At 51.8% G+C, this 17,155-nt stretch carries 19 protein-coding genes; 11 read left to right on the top strand and 8 right to left on the bottom strand.

What is annotated here, in order from left to right; genetic code table 11:
- Positions 1 to 66: 66 nt before the first annotated feature.
- Entirely contained in the window at positions 67 to 330 is a 264-nt protein-coding gene (locus tag KDM89_RS05825) for a DUF2249 domain-containing protein (protein ID WP_212687001.1), read from the top strand.
- 46 nt (positions 331 to 376) lie between these two features.
- Here KDM89_RS05825 and KDM89_RS05820 read toward each other — a convergent pair whose 3' ends face one another.
- From KDM89_RS05820 to KDM89_RS05805, 4 genes are all read right to left on the bottom strand, one after another.
- Positions 377 to 1,168: an AraC family transcriptional regulator gene (locus KDM89_RS05820; protein WP_212687000.1), complete on the bottom strand. Its 792-nt coding sequence runs from the start codon at positions 1,166 to 1,168 to the stop codon at positions 377 to 379.
- 59 nt (positions 1,169 to 1,227) lie between these two features.
- The gene (locus KDM89_RS05815) at positions 1,228 to 1,770 is read right to left on the bottom strand and encodes a YbhB/YbcL family Raf kinase inhibitor-like protein (RefSeq protein WP_212686999.1); all 543 of its coding nucleotides are present in this window, start codon (positions 1,768 to 1,770) and stop codon (positions 1,228 to 1,230) included.
- A gap of 178 nt (positions 1,771 to 1,948) precedes the next feature.
- The gene (locus tag KDM89_RS05810; RefSeq protein WP_212686998.1) at positions 1,949 to 2,413 is read right to left on the bottom strand and encodes a VapA/VapB family virulence-associated protein; all 465 of its coding nucleotides are present in this window, start codon (positions 2,411 to 2,413) and stop codon (positions 1,949 to 1,951) included.
- A 277-nt stretch (positions 2,414 to 2,690) separates the two neighbouring features.
- Positions 2,691 to 3,428 (bottom strand): helix-turn-helix domain-containing protein, encoded by a 738-nt coding sequence (locus KDM89_RS05805; RefSeq protein WP_212686997.1) that lies wholly within the window; start codon positions 3,426 to 3,428, stop codon positions 2,691 to 2,693.
- Between the two features lie 236 nt (positions 3,429 to 3,664).
- On the opposite strand from KDM89_RS05805, the gene KDM89_RS05800 reads away from it, so the two are divergent.
- Genes KDM89_RS05800 through KDM89_RS05770 form a run of 7 tightly spaced genes read left to right on the top strand, consistent with a single transcriptional unit; the run spans position 3,665 to position 10,957 of the window.
- Complete coding sequence (locus tag KDM89_RS05800; protein ID WP_212686996.1) at positions 3,665 to 4,702, top strand: 3-oxoacyl-ACP synthase III family protein; 1,038 nt, start codon at positions 3,665 to 3,667, stop codon at positions 4,700 to 4,702.
- 7 nt (positions 4,703 to 4,709) lie between these two features.
- Complete coding sequence (locus KDM89_RS05795; protein WP_212686995.1) at positions 4,710 to 5,567, top strand: MBL fold metallo-hydrolase; 858 nt, start codon at positions 4,710 to 4,712, stop codon at positions 5,565 to 5,567.
- Positions 5,561 to 6,913 carry a F390 synthetase-related protein gene (locus tag KDM89_RS05790; RefSeq protein ID WP_212686994.1) on the top strand — a complete coding sequence of 451 codons (1,353 nt, stop codon included), beginning with the start codon at positions 5,561 to 5,563 and terminating at the stop codon, positions 6,911 to 6,913. Before KDM89_RS05795 ends, KDM89_RS05790 begins: the two co-directional genes overlap by 7 nt.
- Positions 6,914 to 6,916: 3 nt before the next feature.
- Positions 6,917 to 7,882 (top strand): NAD-dependent epimerase/dehydratase family protein, encoded by a 966-nt coding sequence (locus KDM89_RS05785; RefSeq protein ID WP_212686993.1) that lies wholly within the window; start codon positions 6,917 to 6,919, stop codon positions 7,880 to 7,882.
- Positions 7,876 to 9,051, top strand: coding sequence for a glycosyltransferase (locus KDM89_RS05780; protein ID WP_212686992.1), 1,176 nt, complete (start codon positions 7,876 to 7,878; stop codon positions 9,049 to 9,051). The genes KDM89_RS05785 and KDM89_RS05780 overlap by 7 nt, the downstream gene beginning before the upstream one ends.
- 21 nt (positions 9,052 to 9,072) lie before the next feature.
- The gene (locus tag KDM89_RS05775; RefSeq protein WP_212686991.1) at positions 9,073 to 9,672 is read left to right on the top strand and encodes a hypothetical protein; all 600 of its coding nucleotides are present in this window, start codon (positions 9,073 to 9,075) and stop codon (positions 9,670 to 9,672) included.
- Positions 9,650 to 10,957 carry a glycosyltransferase gene (locus KDM89_RS05770; RefSeq protein ID WP_212686990.1) on the top strand — a complete coding sequence of 436 codons (1,308 nt, stop codon included), beginning with the start codon at positions 9,650 to 9,652 and terminating at the stop codon, positions 10,955 to 10,957. The genes KDM89_RS05775 and KDM89_RS05770 overlap by 23 nt, the downstream gene beginning before the upstream one ends.
- Positions 10,958 to 11,234: 277 nt before the next feature.
- Here KDM89_RS05770 and infA read toward each other — a convergent pair whose 3' ends face one another.
- The 4 genes from infA to KDM89_RS05750 all read right to left on the bottom strand — a co-directional run bounded on the left by infA (position 11,235) and on the right by KDM89_RS05750 (position 13,297).
- On the bottom strand, positions 11,235 to 11,495 hold the full coding sequence (infA, locus tag KDM89_RS05765) for a translation initiation factor IF-1 (protein ID WP_212686989.1): 261 nt from the start codon (positions 11,493 to 11,495) through the stop codon (positions 11,235 to 11,237).
- Positions 11,496 to 11,784: 289 nt separating this feature from the next.
- A complete protein-coding gene (locus KDM89_RS05760; protein ID WP_189356265.1) occupies positions 11,785 to 11,997 on the bottom strand; it encodes a cold-shock protein in 213 nt (70 codons plus the stop codon).
- A 375-nt stretch (positions 11,998 to 12,372) separates the two neighbouring features.
- Entirely contained in the window at positions 12,373 to 12,801 is a 429-nt protein-coding gene (gene uraH, locus KDM89_RS05755) for a hydroxyisourate hydrolase (RefSeq protein WP_212686988.1), read from the bottom strand.
- Positions 12,802 to 12,832: 31 nt separating this feature from the next.
- Positions 12,833 to 13,297, bottom strand: coding sequence for a GlcG/HbpS family heme-binding protein (locus KDM89_RS05750; protein ID WP_212686987.1), 465 nt, complete (start codon positions 13,295 to 13,297; stop codon positions 12,833 to 12,835).
- Between the two features lie 120 nt (positions 13,298 to 13,417).
- On the opposite strand from KDM89_RS05750, the gene KDM89_RS05745 reads away from it, so the two are divergent.
- The 3 genes from KDM89_RS05745 (at position 13,418) to hmpA (ending at position 17,102) form a co-directional block, all read left to right on the top strand.
- Positions 13,418 to 14,098, top strand: coding sequence for a heavy metal response regulator transcription factor (locus KDM89_RS05745; RefSeq protein ID WP_212686986.1), 681 nt, complete (start codon positions 13,418 to 13,420; stop codon positions 14,096 to 14,098).
- Positions 14,095 to 15,510: a heavy metal sensor histidine kinase gene (locus tag KDM89_RS05740; protein WP_212686985.1), complete on the top strand. Its 1,416-nt coding sequence runs from the start codon at positions 14,095 to 14,097 to the stop codon at positions 15,508 to 15,510. The genes KDM89_RS05745 and KDM89_RS05740 overlap by 4 nt, the downstream gene beginning before the upstream one ends.
- A gap of 419 nt (positions 15,511 to 15,929) precedes the next feature.
- A complete protein-coding gene (gene hmpA, locus KDM89_RS05735) occupies positions 15,930 to 17,102 on the top strand; it encodes an NO-inducible flavohemoprotein (RefSeq protein WP_212687187.1) in 1,173 nt (390 codons plus the stop codon).
- The last annotated feature ends 53 nt before the right edge of the window (positions 17,103 to 17,155 follow it).

The following is a 17,155-nucleotide window of genomic DNA, read 5'->3' as shown; positions in this document are numbered from 1 at the left end:
CAACACAAAACAACTCTGCTTTTTAATTTCTATTCTTAATCTTATTTTTAACAAAGGAGAATCATCATGGCTCACGATTGCTCATTACCGACAATGCAAAACGGTGTATATGCGTTTGATGCACGCAGTATCGCCAAACGCTTTCGCCACGCCGCGATTTTCGGTGCACTGAATGCGCTGGATAAAGGGGAAACGATGCGCTTCTGCAATGATCATTATCCGCTGCCTTTACTACAGCAAATCACGCACTTGTTTGGTGACCGTGTACAAATTTCTCCGGTATCCGAAGAACCGGGCGCGATTATCATTGATTTCGTTATCGTGCAGTGAACGCTGACTTTCGGAAGTCCTGCTGCTTCGGTGAAGGTAGCCGGTTTCAGCAAGTTTTACGCAGCGTTACCGGCGCCATGCCAAAGCGCTGACGAAAACGGGTTGAAAACGCAGCAGGGGATGTAAACCCGCACTCCCCTGCTATCCAGTCGATTGATTTACGGCTGGTCAGCACAAAGTGCAGCGCATGATGCATACGGACATCATCCAGAATATCGCGGAAAGACTGTTGTTCTGCTGCCAGATGGCGACGCAGCGTCGGTGTACTCATATGAAAACGATCCGCGATATCTGCTTGCGACCAGTCAGCAGCAGGCTGCGTTTGCAGTAACTGACGAACCTTATCCGCCAGCCCCGGTGCGGGCGGATTCAGCAAGGCCTGTACATTGCCATGTAAGGCAGCCACCATTAGCACTTCAAACAGATAATGACGTGCCAGCAGCGCAGGAAATCCGGGCTGCTGCGCCTGCGCCAGCTTTTCCCAGGCCTGCGATAACAAAGGCGACGCCGGAATATTCAGCGGAAAAGCAGATGACGCTGGCGGCAATGCCAGTTCTGCACCGGCATACTGCAAAAAAGCACTGGCCATAGCCGGTGATACACTGAGCACCTCCGCCGCATACTGCCCCTGATCCGGACAATTTTCCATCATCAGCGGCGTATTGCCGGGCAAGATCAGCCATTCTCCGGCGGAAGCCTGAAAACAGCAATCACCGACGGTTAAGTGTTTCTGTCCGCGTCTGACAAAACACAGTGCAGGTTCAGCAAAGCGAACGCTGCGCAGACTCTGGACTTGCCGCGCATGATAAAAACCCAGTGCTGTGGAAACTGCCATCATTGCTCTATCCCTGAAAACCGTAAAACGCAGTCAGCGACTGCGTTTTATCTTCCGCTATCTTAACGACCATAATAACCGGTCAGACTCGCCTGCCCTAAAGCATGTGCCCGCAGCATGTAGCCGACCAGTGCACCGCTTGCTTCATGATTCAGATCCAGATGATCTGTATTCAGCGCCCACACGGTTAACTGGTAACGGTGCGGTTTATCACCCGGTGGCGGGCAGGCACCGCCGAATGCAGCGGCACCAAAATCGGTACGGCCCATTACAGCACCTTTCGGTAAGGCCGCGCCGCCTGCCTGACCTGCGCCAGCTGCCAGCGAACGGACTTCTTTCGGAATATTCACCACCGTCCAGTGCCACCAGCCACTTCCGGTCGGTGCATCCGGATCATACATCGTGATCGCGAAACTCTTTGTCCCTGCCGGAACATCCGACCAGCTCACCTGCGGTGAGACATTAGCACCGCTGCAGCCAAAACCATTAAAAACCTGTGCATTTCCCAGCGCTTTTCCGTTTTCTATATTACTGCTTGAAATATCGAAAGCGTGGGCTGAAACGAATGCTCCGGCCAGAATAATTCCCATCATAAATTTACGCATGTTTGCTTTTCCTGTTAGTTAGTTCGCTTCTGCTGATGTCGCAACCGACAGGAAAAATCATAAATCACATAAAAAAGTGGAATTGCGTGATTCGCTCAGTTCATATCGTTAATCGATCATTCTGATGCCATAAAAAAACCGGCATATTGCCGGTTTTTTGTTTTTCGCACAGAAGCGATTACGACCAGCGACCTTCTCCGGCACCCGTGCCACTGACGGTCGATACACTTCCTGCCTGGAAATGTCCCAGCAGATTTCCTGCGCTGTTGTAGAACAGGAAGGTGGTATACACCGGTGTCGCGATAAATTTGAAACTGACCGTATCCTGATAAAGTGCTTCAAGGCTAACGCCGTCTTCCAGATACACGTCACCGAACAAAGCACCACCACCGGGAAAACTGACACCCCAGGCAGAACCCGAGAACGATTTTCCGTCATTAATTCTGCATGTCGCTCTGACATAGAAAACCAGACTTGCCAGAGACCCGGACGCTGAATAGGCCTGGGCTACGCGTAAGCGATCAGGATGGATATTGCGTAAGTCTGCAAGCGCTGCTTCTAATTCCTGATCCGGTAATTTTTCTGAAAAACGAGATTTAAAGTCTTCTGCAAGCCATTGGCCTTGTTTTACTTCTTGGTTCATTTCATACTCCAGAAATCATATAAGAAAATTCCGATGTGTACTGTCGTGACCTTTATCAAAAAACAGTCATAACAGCTTCCCAAGTGCACGTTGAACGTTGTAAAACCTCAAATGCGCCCGCTCATCCGGCACGGTGCAGTTTATGCATATAGCATGCCAGCAATTATCAGAAATAATCTCTCAGTATCCGGCAGAATTTGTTTTCAATTTACTATGTAATTTTACATATTAATTTCATGTGAAAAACTTTTTTTCTGAAATCGTTTTGTATCAGTCCTCAGCTTCGTCGCAGTGACTCAAAAGCCTGTAATTCCCATTCACGCATCGCAACGATCATCGCCGTGCCATGACGGTGTGTCAGCGGCAAGGCCATGCTGTCGCTGTGTAATTCTGCAAAACGCTGACGCAGGCGACGTATTTCAGCTTGCATCTGATGCATGGCGGCACGGCTCAGCATGCCGTGCGTGAAGCACAGGCTTTCATCTTCTCGCACAAAATCGTCATTGAGAAAATCTGACAAACCATGCTGAATAAAGAAACGGCGTATCGGGCCATCGCTGAGCCAGTCGAAATCACGTGCAATATTCAGCCGGATACGGTTGCCCGGTAACACATTGATCAGCCCCAGTTTGTCCAGCCGCAGCAGATACAACAAACATGTGTGGGTATCCAGCTGATAAGTACGGGTAATCTCTTCGGGGCTCCAGTGATTCAGTACACAGACGCAAACCAGTAATAAACGGGTATCGGATGTCAGTTCAGCTTCCTGCTTTTCAGTCAGGGTATGAATTGCAGCCTGCTGTTGTTCCGCAAGGCGGGTCAGTTCAGACAAAGTCATTCCCAGTAATTCAGCAATTTCTATCACCCTGTCCAGCGTGAAACGTTCACTGGCAAACATTTTCTTGACCCGTGCTTCGGACAAATCCAGCGACAAACCGAGCTGGCGGTAAGTGATGCCTTTGTTGCGCAATTGTTGTTTCAGGCTTGCGATTAACTGGCTTTGCTGTGTGGACATAGTTCCCTTTTTATATACTTTATTGCATATTTTTATCTTCTTTTAATAGCTAAGTGTACTAATTTTTCGATGCATCGCATACTGTGTCCAAGCATTTTGTTGCATTCTGACCGCTGCCAGACAGCAGTGCGCCAGTCGGTATTACGCATAAAGTTTTGACAAAAGAATGCGACAATTCTTTCCTTTCAATTGACCAATTTACCAATTGACTCAGCGTCATCAGGAGAATCAGGATCATGGGCTATACGGGTTCCGCGTCAGGATCAGTCAGTCAGCAGGGTTTGCCGGTACGTATCGTATCGACCGGAACCAGCCTGCCGCCACAGCTTGTAACCTCTGCGGAATTTGACCAGCGCTGGCAATTACGCGCCGGTACAACTGCTGCCGCAAGCGGTGTGGAGCTGCGGCATCAGGCCAGCTCCGGCGAATCTGCGCAATCGCTGGCTGTCATTGCTACCCGCGCGGCCTTAGATTCTGCAGGCCTCAAAGCACAAGATCTCGACTGCGTGGTCTCTGCCAGCAGCACGCCACAGCAAGCGATTCCCTGCTTTGCGGCACAAATTCATGCAGCCCTCGGTTTACAAGGCAGTGGTATACCTGCATTTGATCTGAATGCGACCTGCCTGAGTTTTCTGGTCGCACTGGAGCAACTCAGCTATGCAATTGCGGCGGGGCGTTACCGGCGCGTGCTGCTGGTTTCTGCTGAATTACCCAGCCGCGCACTGAATCCCGCATGCCGCTATACCGCACCACTGTTCGGCGACGGTGCAGCCGCTGTGATTCTGGAAAGAAGCGATGCGGATGGCAGCGCACTGCTTGCCGCTGCACAGGAAACCTACAGCGAAGGTCAGGATGCATGTCACCTGAAAGCCGGTGGCAGCAACTATTTTCTGGCGGGTCAGGCTCAGGTAGCGTCGGCGGTCGGAACTTTTTTCGAGATGGATGGTAAAGCTTTGTATAAATTATCTGCACGCCATTTGCCTGCATTGTTTGAGCGTGTCTTACGCCAGGCTGGCGTGCGGCGCGATCAGATCCAGTGTTTTATTCCGCACCAGGCATCCGGTAAAGCGCTCTCCATCCTGCCGCGCCTGCTGGATATCTCCCCGGCCCGTATCGTGAATATTCTGGCCAGTCACGGCAATCAGGTAGCTGCTTCGATGCCGTTTGCACTGGATGCAGCAATCCGTTCCGGCAAGGCGAAGCGCGGTGATCTGATTGCGCTGATCGGTACCGGCGCAGGTGTGTCGCTCGGCGTTGCCGTCATGCGTTTGTGAGGCGGCGATGACAACACGTGTGAGTTTGCATCTGATGCAGGTTGGCAGTTGCCATCACTGCGAACGGGTCGCCAATCAGCGCGGTCGCTGGAAACTGGTGGATTTTCCATCGATTGCCGCGCTGATCGTCCACCCGCAGGCCGGCCCCGTATTATTTGATACCGGCTACGCTGAACATTTCGACACCGCGACAACACCATTTCCTGAGCGTCTGTATCGCTGGGCGACACCGGTACAACTGGCGCCGGAACAGACACTGGCATCACAACTGCACACGCTAGGCTATGCATTGTCCGATATCCGTTTATGCCTGATTTCGCATTTCCATGCCGATCATGTTGCTGGTATGCGCGATTTGCCGAATGCACGCTTTGTCGCCATGGGCGCAGAAGTCAGCAGTGTTCTTGCTGAACGCAGTCGCTTTGCACTGACCAGACACGGCTTGCTGCCCGGCCTGTTGCCCGACAACTTTCAGCAAAGGCTGACGCTGGCTGAATCCTATCCGCAGCGGAGTCTGGCTGCGCAATGGCAAGCTTTCGGCAGTGCTTACGATATCTTCGGCGATGGCAGCATCATGGCGGTATCTCTGCCCGGACATTCTGCCGGACAAATGGGTCTGATTCTGCGCGACCAGTATGATCGTGAAGTTTTTCTGTGTGCCGATGCCTGCTGGTCCCGCGCCGCATGGCAGCATGCGAGTATGCCTTCTGCGCTGACCCGCCTCGTCATGCATGACTGGCACCAGTATCGCCATACGCTGCAGCAATTGCATACCCTCGGCACACGACATCCGGAAATTGCACTGCTGCCTTCACACTGCACCGACAGTCTGGCAGCTTACCGTGACGGGAGCACATCATGCTGAGCCGTCTTCAACAGGCAGGTATTTTCCTGCATGCGTTTATCCGTACCCGTTATGGTTTTCGCTTCAGTAACAGAGCCGCACTGGAAAACTGGCAGCAGCGGCGCGTCAGCCACTTCCTGCAATCTTGCGCACAGCACATTCCGTATTACCGCGCCTTTGCCGGTAAGCCTTTACCGGAGTGGCCGCTGATGCAGAAAGAGCAGATGCAGCAACACTTTGCTGAACTGAATCAGGCCGGAATCAGCCTGCAGCAGGCACAGCAATTCGGTCTGACCGCTGAAAAACAACGCGCATTTTCCGCGCCGCTGCAACCCGGTATTGCCGTCGGTTTGTCCAGCGGGACATCAGGGCAGCGCGGCGTTTTTCTGGTCAGCGATAAGGAAAGAGCACGCTGGGCCGGGGTGATCCTCGCACGGGTTCTGAAGCCTGCGCATTTACGGCAATTACTGAATCCGTTCGCAAAACCTTTATCTGTCGCGTTTTTGTTAAGAGCCAACAGCAAGCTGTACACCACGGTACACAATGCCCGTCTGCATTTTCACTATGGCGATCTGCAGCAAAGTCTCTCTGCGTTGGTGAACTGGTTGCAGGGCGTACAGCCGCAAATACTGATCGCACCTGCATCGGTACTGGCCGCGCTGGCACGTGCGCAATTGCAGGGAAGTCTGCAGATACAGCCTCAGCAAGTCATCAGCGTTGCAGAAGTGCTGGAAGCAGATGACAAGTTACTGGTACAGCAGGCGTGGCGGCAGCAAGCGGGGCAAATTTATCAATGCACCGAGGGTTTGCTGGCCTATACCTGCGAACACGGGCAGCTGCATCTGAACGAGGAATGGCTGCATATTCAGCCGCACTGGCTGGATGACGAACGCTTTACGCCCGAAATCACCGATTTCGGACGCGAAACGCAAGCCTTCGTTCGCTACCGGCTGGATGATGTACTGCGCGTCAGTTCCGCACAATGCCGCTGCGGCCGGCACAGCCGCGTGTTATCGGCAATTGAAGGCCGTCAGGATGATGTTTTATGGCTGCCAGCAGCTGACAGCAGCATGCAACCGGTTTTTCCTGACAAGCTGCGCCATCTGATGATGCAGTTACAACCGGCCATCGAAGACTACCGTATTGAGCAACACGGCATTATCTGGCTGATACGCTTGCAGGAAGCGACGCAATTGACAGCAGAGCAAATCAGCGCGCTGCAGCACCAGACAGCGGCTGCATTATTCACGCTGTTTTTGCAGCAGCAGTTACAAGCCCCCGAAATACGTTTTGCCGGATGGGAGGCAATGCCAGCCGGACAAAAACGCCGCCGTATCCGTTGTCAGCAATCACCGCACAAGGAGTAATCTGTGAAAACTATTTTAGTCACCGGCGCCTCCGGCTTTGTTGGCTCATCGTTTATGAAGCGCTTTGCTGAACGCAGTGATTTATCGCTGCATGGCATAGGCCGACGGCTGGATGCAGATTTACCGGTGCAGGTGGTGTATCACCCTCTGGATCTGAGCCAGCCATTTGATTTGCCGGTTTGTCCCGATGTTGTGATTCATGCGGCAGCGAGAGCAGCACCGTGGGGCACCCGTGAAGAATTTGAACAGCAAAATATAGAAGCCACCCGTAACGTGATTGAGTTTTGCCGTACCCATGGTAAGCCGCGTCTGATTTATCTGTCTTCCAGTTCCGTGTTTTATCAGAACCGGCACCAGACTAATCTGCACGAAGACAGTCCGATCGGCCCTGCATTTGTCAATTTGTATGCAGAAACAAAATACGCTGGAGAACTGCTGGTGCGCGAATACGAAGGTGAAAAAACCATTCTGCGACCACGCGCAGTATTCGGCCCCGGCGATACCGTACTGTTTCCACGCATTCTTCGTGCGGCGAAGGAAGGTAAATTACCTGTATTTCAGACCGACACACCAGCGGTCGGCGATCTGATTTATATCGATACCTTATGTGATTACATGATGCGTGCCTGCGAAGCAAAAAAACTTGCACTGGCTTATAACCTGACCAATGCAGAACCGGTACGCATTACCGATTTCTTATTGAAGGTATTAAGAGAGCTGGATTTACCGGAACCGAAACGCAGTATCAGTATTAAAACAGCCTGGATCGCAGCAGGCCTGATTGAGCAGATTTATAGTCTGTTACGTCTGCGTGGTGAGCCACCTGTCACCCGTTTTGGTGTCAGTGTGTTTGCTTATTCCAAAACCTTTAATCCTTCACGTACTATCAGTGATCTCGGTTTACCTTCGGTATCGGTCAGCGAAGGCTTGCGTCGCTTTATCGACTGGCAAAAGGAACAGCCATGCTGATCAGCCTGATCATTCTGTGCGCCCTGTTATACCTGAGTCTGCTCGGCTTCAAAACGGCGTATGCGCTGGTGGCACTGGCTAACATGCCGGAAACCCACAGCGCTGCCAAACGCTTCCGTGTCAGTGGCGAATCCGCGCAGGCGGAAGTGACGATCGTCCAGCCGCTGCTCAGCGGTGATCCGCGTTTGCCGCAAGTGCTGGCAACAAATCTGCAAACACTGCCGGAACAGGCATTTTTGTGGCTGATTGATCGTGATGATGCCGTCGCTCAACAGATCGCCGCAGCCTTACGTGCATCCTTCCCTGCCGCACAAATTAACGTTCTGCTGTGTGATCCGGCACCGGACGGCATCAATCCCAAGGCCTGGAAGCTGGAACTGGCCAGACCCTTACTGCAGACAGCGGTTTGTCTGGTATTGGATGATGATGCAACGCTGCCTGCCGCCAGTTTGCGTGCGCTGGTGCAGCATTGCCCTGTACGCGGCATCGTCACCGCTCTGCCTCATTACCAGCAGGGTAATAATCTGCCTTCACAGTTGCTGGCACAGTTTGTCAACAATAACGCGGTGATGACGTATCTGCCTTTACTGCCATTCACCACACCGGTATCCATCAATGGCATGTGCTATGCGTTACGTCGTGATTTTTTGCAGCAGTGTGGTGGTTTTGCACCGGTATTGCAGCATCTGACCGATGATCTGGCAATGGCGGAATTGTGCAGACAGCACGACGGCGATTTGCTGCAACTGGCGGTGCCGGTGGAAGTGCAGACCAGCGTAAGCGACATGCGCCATTACCGTCAGCAAATGCATCGCTGGATGGTGTTTGCGACGCTGTTATTGCAACAGCAAAGTAAAGGCACCGCCTTGCTGATCACACTGCTGCAAGGCATACACCCTTTATTGCTATGGATACTGTTGCTGTTATGCATCGTGCAGCCCGCTACGCTGTTTCTGCTGGTCTTGGTGCTGGTGATGCGCAGTGCGGCAATGATGCTGGTACAAAAACAGGTGACGGGTGCATTCAGACATCGTTTTGGCTTGTCGCTGTTATCCGAACTGCTACAACCGCTGCATTTACTGCATGCATTGCGTGAGCGCCGCATACGCTGGCGTTCGCGGGTGTATCAGGTCAAACGCAATGACCAGTTCCATGTCGCTGAATCCTGAACTCAACACGAGGCAGATCATATGAAGCATTTACTGCAAATCGCCATGCTGAATGGCAGAAGCAAGCCTGATTGCTGGGCACTGAGCCCTGCGCAACATGCATTTCTGATGCAACTGTCAGGACAGGGGCGTCATCTGGTGTTGAATAATTTTCCGTATCTGCCATCTGACAAACCATATCAGCCGGTTCCTTTACTGCGCGCCAGTCTGGCCAATGCGCGGGAATATCTGAATGCGCGCACTCCGTGGTTCCGGCGTCATTACCGCCCTCTGATCCAGCAACTGTTAGCGCAGGCTGAACATACGGTTTTTGTCGCGGGCAGTTGCGGGCTGGAGTTACTGAGCAGCCTGCAGTTACCTGCTGCTGATCTGCAAAAACTGTCGGTATTTGCTTACGGCCCGGTCGCGCGGACAAAACCCGCATGTCACAGTTTACTGGTACAGGGCAGAGCGGACTGGATTTCGCGCCGCTGGTTTGCAGAGGCTGATTTACTCGTCGATGCAGATCATCTGAATTACCTGCAACAGCCGGAAGTGTTACAGCACTGCCGCCAGTTCATTGAGCAAATCAGCGTCAGGACTTTTTCGGGATACCGCCATGAACAGCACCGTGCAGCCTGAACAGGCAAACCAGAAACCCGGCTACAGCGCCAGTGACACGCCAAATAATCTGTTAAATCTGTTACAAGCATTGATGGCGACCAAAGGCAAAAAAGCCTTACGTATCGACTTTCTGGCGCCGCCGTTTGCCGGACATTTGCATCCGGTGCTGGCACTGGCACGCGCCGCTGCCGCTGAGCACAGCGTGCAAGTCATCAGTACACCGGCCGCCGGTAAGGCGATTGCTCAGGCCGGGTTACAGGCGCACAGCGTGCTGGAAGGCAGCGAAGCAGACGACACGCTGGATCAGATTGCCAATCCAGGGAAGGCTGTACGCAGCAATCCGCTGGCACTGTGGCGTCAGTTCCGCGCCGCGCTCAGATTATTCCGGCAATTCCGGACAGAGCTCGATCAGCACTACCGCACGAAGGCAAAACCCGATCTGATCATTGCCGACTTTACGCTGCCGCTGGCCGGCATCATCGCGCAACAGCATCAGATCAGTTGGTGGACCAGTATGCCCTCGCCCTGCGTCATCGAAACCAGCGAAGGTCCGCCCGCGTATTGCGGTGGTCTGCAACCGCCGGAAAACCGCTGGCAATACTGGCTGCAATGGCTGCACAGAAAAAAAGTCCGCTGCTTTAAACGGATAGTATTCACCCTGTGCTACCCGCTGCTACGCGATCTGGGTGTCAGAACGCTGTATCGCGCGGATGGCAGTGAAGCCGCTTACTCACCGGATTGCATACTTGCGCTGGCTGATCCGGCACTGGAATTTCCGCGTAACTGGCCGCAAGCATTGCAATTCATAGGTCCGGCGCTGTACACACCACCGCTGACCACCCCTGAACCGCAATTTGACGCTGAACGTCCCGCGATTCTGATCACACTGGGAACCCATTTGCACTGGCAGAAAGAAGCCGTGGTTGCCGCACTCAGCGAACTGGCGGCTATTTGCCCCGAATGGGATTTTCATTTTTCAGACGGGCGTCACGATCAGCAACATCAGCCATTGCGCAGTAATCTGCACCGCTACAGCTATATCTCGTATCAAAGCCATCTGGCAAAGTATGCGGCGGTAATTCATCACGGTGGCGCGGGGATTATGTATCACTGCCTGCAACATGCGATTCCGGCGCTGGTTTGGCCGCAGGATTTCGATCAGTTTGACCATGCTGCCCGCCTCGAAGTGGCGGGCAAAGCCGTCTGGCTTCGCAACGGACTCAGAAATGCACAGGCAATTCGCCGCTTACTGGCAGACTGTCTGCAACAATGGGCTATAAAGGTGGATGAAAAAGGTGAATGAGGTCAGATGAACGCGTCTTATCGAAAGTCAGCCCCATCCGAAAGCCATCAATCAGTATGCTACGGAGAGCCTGTTTTAAGCCCGAATGCGGTGTTCAGCACAGCGATCCGGCAGTCGTCGGCAGAAAGTCCGGCTCTCCGGAAATCGTGAATGCGGATTTTTGCACAATGACTGCGCCGGAAACGTTTGCAAACTCCCATAAAAAAACCGGCCTGATTGCAAGCCGGTTTTTTATTTTCCTGCGCTGATGTTTTGCGACATGCGCGATGAGCAAATATCAGTGATGGCGGCGCGGCGCTGGCGGCGGACCGCTGCGGGTTGCCAGGTGACGGAAGATAATCCGGCCTTTACTGAAATCGTAAGGCGATAGTTCTACCGTGACCTTGTCACCTGCCAGAATACGGATATTGTGCTTGCGCATTTTGCCACCGGTATAGGCAATGATTTCGTGACCGTTATCGAGAACAACGCGAAACCGCAGATCCGGCAGAATTTCACCGACGCTGCCCATCATTTCAATCAATTCTTCTTTCGCCATGGCATTTCCCTTCGTTGCTGGCAAGCAGCTTATGGTGCGGTTGAACAACCTGTATGAACAGAGAATGAAAAAAGCCCGCCGGAGCGAGCTTCCATTCACTGTCGATCACGATGCCCGGTACCCATGCTATCTGCGTGGTGTGACGGGAGTCTGCTTCCGGAGACCAGTGCTATCTGCAAAGTGCCTTCCGGACAAGTAACGATCGTGAAACTTGCTGATACCAGCGACACTGGTATCGTTTGATGAATGTGGTCAATAGCCAGCACTAAGATGGTGAGGCGAAAGAATATTACAGAGGACGAATGTTGCTGGCTTTGTCGCCTTTAGGGCCAGTTGCACGTTCGAACGATACACGCTGGTTTTCAGTCAGCGTTTTGAAACCTGTAGTCTGGATGTCGCCGAAGTGGGCGAACAAGTCTGCACCACCGTTATCAGGAGCGATGAAGCCGAAGCCTTTAGATTCGTTGAACCACTTTACTGTACCTGTTTGTTGATTGCTCATGTTACTTCCTTTTTAAAATTGAAAATGGGCTGCGCCCGGTTGGCACCGGAGATCAAGAAAAAAGTAACTGAAAGGAATTCAAACAGTGCTGCAATAACTACTGCAGTAGAGGAAAGAGACCGACAAAGACTACGACTTGATGCAAGTGCTGAAGCGAATAGTACCGCATAAATTCGAAATCGTCTAACTTTATTTAAACTGTTTTCAAATAAATGTTTATGCGGCAACTAAAAGTAAATTTGATCTTTCGTGCAATCTCTTTCTTTGATGAAATCATTTATGAAATTTTCACCTGATGTTTCATGAATAATTTCACCAATAAATATGTTAATAAAAAATTTAATTAATTTATTTATTTAAAATTACCTTACTTTCTTAATTTCCGCGATAAGTCGAAAAACCGAAAGGACTCAGAAGTAATGGAATGTGGTAATGCGCTTTCTGATCTTCCACCTGAAACACAACAGGAATTTCCGGAAAGAAAGTCGCCTGCTTTTTAGTACGGTAATAGTCACCGGTTTTAAAAACAACCCGATACTCTCCGGCTGCCCAGTTAGCTATTGCATCCTGTGCGATCAGTGACCGGATTCTGCCATTTTCATCAGTTTGCCCTTTTCCTACAGGCTGCCATGCGCCATTTTTTGTATGCATCTCGATCTCAACCTGAACACCCGGCGTTGGCTGTCCGGTTTGCAGGTCCAGAACATGCACACTGACGGGATTGGTATCCGCTGCCATCGCAGAAACAGCCGTACAGCTCAGTACTGCAGATATCAGCCATAATTTCAAATCAGTTATTTTCATTGTCTTCTCCGTTTATATATCAATAAATCAGTTAACGAATGAGGTCCGCTGCTGCACGGGCGCAGGCGTCATCATTTTCCGGACCACCGCCACCGGCAACCCCGATTGCACCAACGACCTGTCCGTCACGGCGGATAGGCACACCACCACCAAGCAGTAATAACTCCGGTAAGTATTGCAGCGCTGCGGTGTCCGGCTGGCTCCGTGCCTGACGACCAAGTTGTAAGGTCGGCTGTCGTGTCGATAAGGCGGTATAAGCTTTCCTGCGCGCAGCCTCCAGATTATGCGGACCGACACTTTCTGCTCTCTGTATCAGTAAAGCCTGCCCACTGGCATCCACCACTGATACCGCAATATCACGATGCAGAGTCCGGCAATGCTGTTGCGCATGGCGTGCCAGATTCATCGCATCGTCGAATACAATTCCGGGTGTAGTTTGTGCACTGGCATTTCGCGAGATCATTACCAGCAACATGGCTTTCAAAAGTGTTTTCATGGCGTCATTTTAAGAAGGTTGCCATGAGCCTTTACTGACAACTCGATGACATCATTGTCATCGAACGAAGGCTGTATTCCGGCTATCATTCAGCCAGATGACAAATCAGTGAGGATAAGCGTGAGATTGCTTCTTGTAGAAGATGAAATCCGGACCAACGAATACCTGAAACAGGGGCTCAGCGAAGCCGGTTTTGTGGTGGACATTGCCAACGATGGCAAAACCGGGCTGCATCTGGCGCTGGAGCAAGCCTACGATCTGATCGTACTAGACGTTATGCTGCCAGGAATAGACGGGTGGACTATTCTGCGTCATCTGCGGGAATCGCTTACGGGGCGACACACACCGGTGTTATTTCTCAGCGCCCGTGATGCGCTCTCTGACCGGGTTCACGGTCTGGAACTCGGTGCAGACGATTATCTGGTGAAGCCGTTTGCGTTTGCTGAATTACTGGCACGTATCCGTACCCTGCTCCGGCGCGGCCCGCAACGCGAAGATGATGTGCTGGTTATCAATGACCTTCGCTTAAATGTACTGGCGCGAACTGCGACACGCAATGATGCACGCCTGCACCTGAGCGGACGGGAATTTAACCTGCTCTGCCTGCTGATGCGTCGTCAGGGAGAGATTTTATCGCGCAGTGAAATCGCTTCACAGGTCTGGGATATGAACTTTGACAGCGATACCAATGTCGTGGACGTCGCAATTAAGCGTTTGCGCCAGAAAATCAACGATCCGGTGCCCGGACAACTGATTCATGCTGTCCGTGGTATGGGCTATGTCTGTGAACTGCGATCATGAGCAAACAACGCTCACTCGGATGGCGACTCGGCATCTCCGGTGCAATGGTTGCCGCAGCAGCCAGCGCATTACTCGGGCTGTATTTATATGAAACCTTTGAAGCCCAGTTATTACAAAGGGATGATGTACAGCTGCTGGGAAAATTACGCCAGTTGCGACAATTACTCAGCCATAGCAGCACTGCGGAAATGCTCCGTTCTCAGGCTGATTACGTCCGGGATACGATGAGCGGTGAAAGCAATGCTTTGATTGAGATGGATGATGTCAGCGTAAAACCCTCCGCCCCGATCCTGCGTATCAACCCCGTCAATTTGGCTTTCCCCGTACTAACACCGGTACCGTTAACAAATGAGGCAGGACGACAGCACATCCGACACTGGCAAACAGAAAGTGGCGTTCCGGCTGCCACATTAACTGCCATCTCCAGTCTCGGGAATAAGCCAGTTGAAATCAGGCTGACAAGATTGTATTCAGAGCGGGATGTATTACTGAAAACATACCGGTTGCAAATTCTGTTCACCAGTCTCGCTGCCGGCCTGCTGTCCGGTGGCATTCTACTTTTTGTTATCTGGCGTGGCCTCGCGCCTTTGCGGAAATTGCGCACGCAAACGGCCGCCGTCAGTCCGCAAAACCTGTCTCAGCGGCTTGATAGCAGCCAGGTTCCCGGCAAATTGCTTCCGTTGGTCGATGGTTTGAACCAGATGCTTACGCGGCTGGAAAATGGCTATCTGCAACTGAATCAGTTTTCAGCAGACCTGGCCCACGAATTGCGAACACCACTTGCGGCGCTGAACACGCAAACACAAGTCATTCTGAGCAAACAAAGAAACGCTGACGAATACGAAGCCTTGCTCGAATCACATTTAGAAGCCTTTGAACGGCTCACACGTCTGGTCGACAGCCTGCTCTTTCTGGCGCGCAGCGAACATCAGCAAATTGCCCGGGATCTTGTACATCATCCGGTCAGCATCAGTGATGAGTTCGCACGTATTGCCGACTATTTTGAAGATCTCGCTGAGCAGCGCCAGCTCAGGATTGTCTGTTCAGGAGAGGCTGAGATTTTCGCCGATCCGCATATGGTGCGACGCGTGCTTGCCAATCTGGTGTCGAATGCGGTGCGCTATGCTGCCGAAGGAACGGTCATTGAATTGACCGCCAAAACGGCTGATCCGCAAATTGTCGTTCTCGATGTGTCGAATCAGGGCGATCTGCTGGCACAAGCTGATCTGGAACGTCTGTTTGACCGTTTTTACCGGACAGATGCATCGCGTTATTCAAATAATGGTGGCAGCGGCTTAGGCCTTGCAATCGTCAAAGCGATCGCAATACTGCACGGCGGCAACGCGTCGGTCTCGCAAAGCAGCGACGGCAAAATTACGTTTTCTCTGAGGTTACCAGTCTCGCGGCTTTGAACGCTGAAACACGGAGCAGTCCACGCAGGGAAATCAAAGCTAGTACATTTTTCAGATTGGAAATACGCTTAATCATAAAGATGCTTTTTGTTTGCATGTTTTATTTTTTGCAGATAGAATGTGTTCAATTCAATGGCTCACAAGTGATTTTGACAACAATCCGTACAACGGCGCGCGTGCACGATGAGTCAGATCATGGGGCATCCCGTTACTGAATGAGATTAATTTCTGCAGGTCAGTCTCAGACAATCAGATGGATGCAGGATGCCATTGAATGACTACAACATTGTCCTGTCATTCGCTCTGCAAAGCCTGCTGCGATAACGATGCCATCAACGCATCAGTCACGCGAAAAGCTTCCGGCTTCACCGCTACCGCAGAACGGGATGACGATTATTTGCCAGATTAAAGGTTTGATTATGCTATCCCAGGAACACCGCGCCATTATCTCTGCCACCGTGCCAGTCCTTCAGCAAGGCGGCGAAACACTGACACGTCATTTTTATCAAAAACTGTTCAGCGAATATCCGCAAGTTTTGCCGTTTTTCAATCAGGCTCACCAGCATTCCGGCACACAGCAACGAGCACTGGCTAACAGCATTCTGATGTATGCCTCCAATATCGACCGTCTGGAAGCACTCGGCCCGCTGGTAAAAGGCATCGTCAACAAGCATGCAGCTTTGCAAATCATGCCAGAGCATTACCCAATGGTAGGCGCTGCATTGCTAGGCGCGATCCGTGAAGTGCTTGGTGAAGCAGTGGCTACCGACGCTGTGATCGAAGCCTGGGCTGCCGCGTATGGTCAGCTGGCAGAAATTCTGACTGGTGCCGAACAAGAAATTTATACAAAAAATGCGCAGGCAGTTGGCGGCTGGCAAGGTGAAAGATCTTTTCAAGTGATCAGTAAAACCATAGAAAGCGACGAGATCACTTCCTTTGTCATGGCACCCGCAGACGAGGCCGAAGTGATGGATTTTCTGCCGGGACAATACATCACAATACTGCTCACAATCGACGGTGAGCAGGCACGCCGCCAGTATTCGCTGTCTGACATCAGTAACGGCAAAACTTACAGAATCAGCGTAAAACGCGAACCGGGTGGCAAGGTATCCAACTATCTTCACGATCATATCAGCGTCGGCAGCCAGGTCAGCCTGTTTCCGCCGACTGGTGCTTTCACACTGAACAGTAGTGAAAAACCGCTGGTACTGATCAGTGGTGGTGTGGGTATTACACCGACACTGGCAATGCTGAGCAAAGCATTACAAACACAGCGACCTGTGCACTTTATTCATGCTGCAAGGCACGCTGGTGTTCACGCTTTCGGTGCGCATATTGATGCGCTGGCAGCGGCACACCCGCAATTGCAGCGCTACTATGTATATGAACAGGGTACAGAAGGCGCGGATGCGACCGGTTTTCTGTCACGTGAACATCTGGAACAATGGATTCCGGCTTCACGCGATGTAGACGCCTATTTCCTCGGCCCGCTGCCATTTATGAAAGCGGTGAAATTCCATTTACGCGACATCGGTGTACCGGAATCACAAAGCCATTACGAATTTTTCGGACCAGCGGAAGCGCTACAATAATTCAGAAGCCCGTCACATCAGCCATCGCACCACAAATTACGTCATGTAAACTA

The organism is Cognatundibacterium luofuense (assembly GCF_018139685.1).
Classification (GTDB): Bacteria; Pseudomonadota; Gammaproteobacteria; order Burkholderiales; family Burkholderiaceae_D; genus Undibacterium; species Undibacterium luofuense.
This window is presented reverse-complemented; position numbering and strand designations above follow the sequence as displayed.

What these genes read in the sequence shown, in the direction of transcription:
- KDM89_RS05825 (WP_212687001.1), top strand. Translation starts at nt 67, where the DNA reads ATGGCTCACGATTGCTCATTACCGACAATGCAAAACGGTGTATATGCG.
- KDM89_RS05820 (WP_212687000.1), bottom strand. Translation starts at nt 1,168, where the DNA reads ATGATGGCAGTTTCCACAGCACTGGGTTTTTATCATGCGCGGCAAGTC.
- KDM89_RS05815 (WP_212686999.1), bottom strand. Translation starts at nt 1,770, where the DNA reads ATGCGTAAATTTATGATGGGAATTATTCTGGCCGGAGCATTCGTTTCA.
- KDM89_RS05810 (WP_212686998.1), bottom strand. Translation starts at nt 2,413, where the DNA reads ATGAACCAAGAAGTAAAACAAGGCCAATGGCTTGCAGAAGACTTTAAA.
- KDM89_RS05805 (WP_212686997.1), bottom strand. Translation starts at nt 3,428, where the DNA reads ATGTCCACACAGCAAAGCCAGTTAATCGCAAGCCTGAAACAACAATTG.
- KDM89_RS05800 (WP_212686996.1), top strand. Translation starts at nt 3,665, where the DNA reads ATGGGCTATACGGGTTCCGCGTCAGGATCAGTCAGTCAGCAGGGTTTG.
- KDM89_RS05795 (WP_212686995.1), top strand. Translation starts at nt 4,710, where the DNA reads ATGACAACACGTGTGAGTTTGCATCTGATGCAGGTTGGCAGTTGCCAT.
- KDM89_RS05790 (WP_212686994.1), top strand. Translation starts at nt 5,561, where the DNA reads ATGCTGAGCCGTCTTCAACAGGCAGGTATTTTCCTGCATGCGTTTATC.
- KDM89_RS05780 (WP_212686992.1), top strand. Translation starts at nt 7,876, where the DNA reads ATGCTGATCAGCCTGATCATTCTGTGCGCCCTGTTATACCTGAGTCTG.
- KDM89_RS05775 (WP_212686991.1), top strand. Translation starts at nt 9,073, where the DNA reads ATGAAGCATTTACTGCAAATCGCCATGCTGAATGGCAGAAGCAAGCCT.
- KDM89_RS05770 (WP_212686990.1), top strand. Translation starts at nt 9,650, where the DNA reads ATGAACAGCACCGTGCAGCCTGAACAGGCAAACCAGAAACCCGGCTAC.
- infA (WP_212686989.1), bottom strand. Translation starts at nt 11,495, where the DNA reads ATGGCGAAAGAAGAATTGATTGAAATGATGGGCAGCGTCGGTGAAATT.
- KDM89_RS05760 (WP_189356265.1), bottom strand. Translation starts at nt 11,997, where the DNA reads ATGAGCAATCAACAAACAGGTACAGTAAAGTGGTTCAACGAATCTAAA.
- uraH (WP_212686988.1), bottom strand. Translation starts at nt 12,801, where the DNA reads ATGAAAATAACTGATTTGAAATTATGGCTGATATCTGCAGTACTGAGC.
- KDM89_RS05750 (WP_212686987.1), bottom strand. Translation starts at nt 13,297, where the DNA reads ATGAAAACACTTTTGAAAGCCATGTTGCTGGTAATGATCTCGCGAAAT.
- KDM89_RS05740 (WP_212686985.1), top strand. Translation starts at nt 14,095, where the DNA reads ATGAGCAAACAACGCTCACTCGGATGGCGACTCGGCATCTCCGGTGCA.
- hmpA (WP_212687187.1), top strand. Translation starts at nt 15,930, where the DNA reads ATGCTATCCCAGGAACACCGCGCCATTATCTCTGCCACCGTGCCAGTC.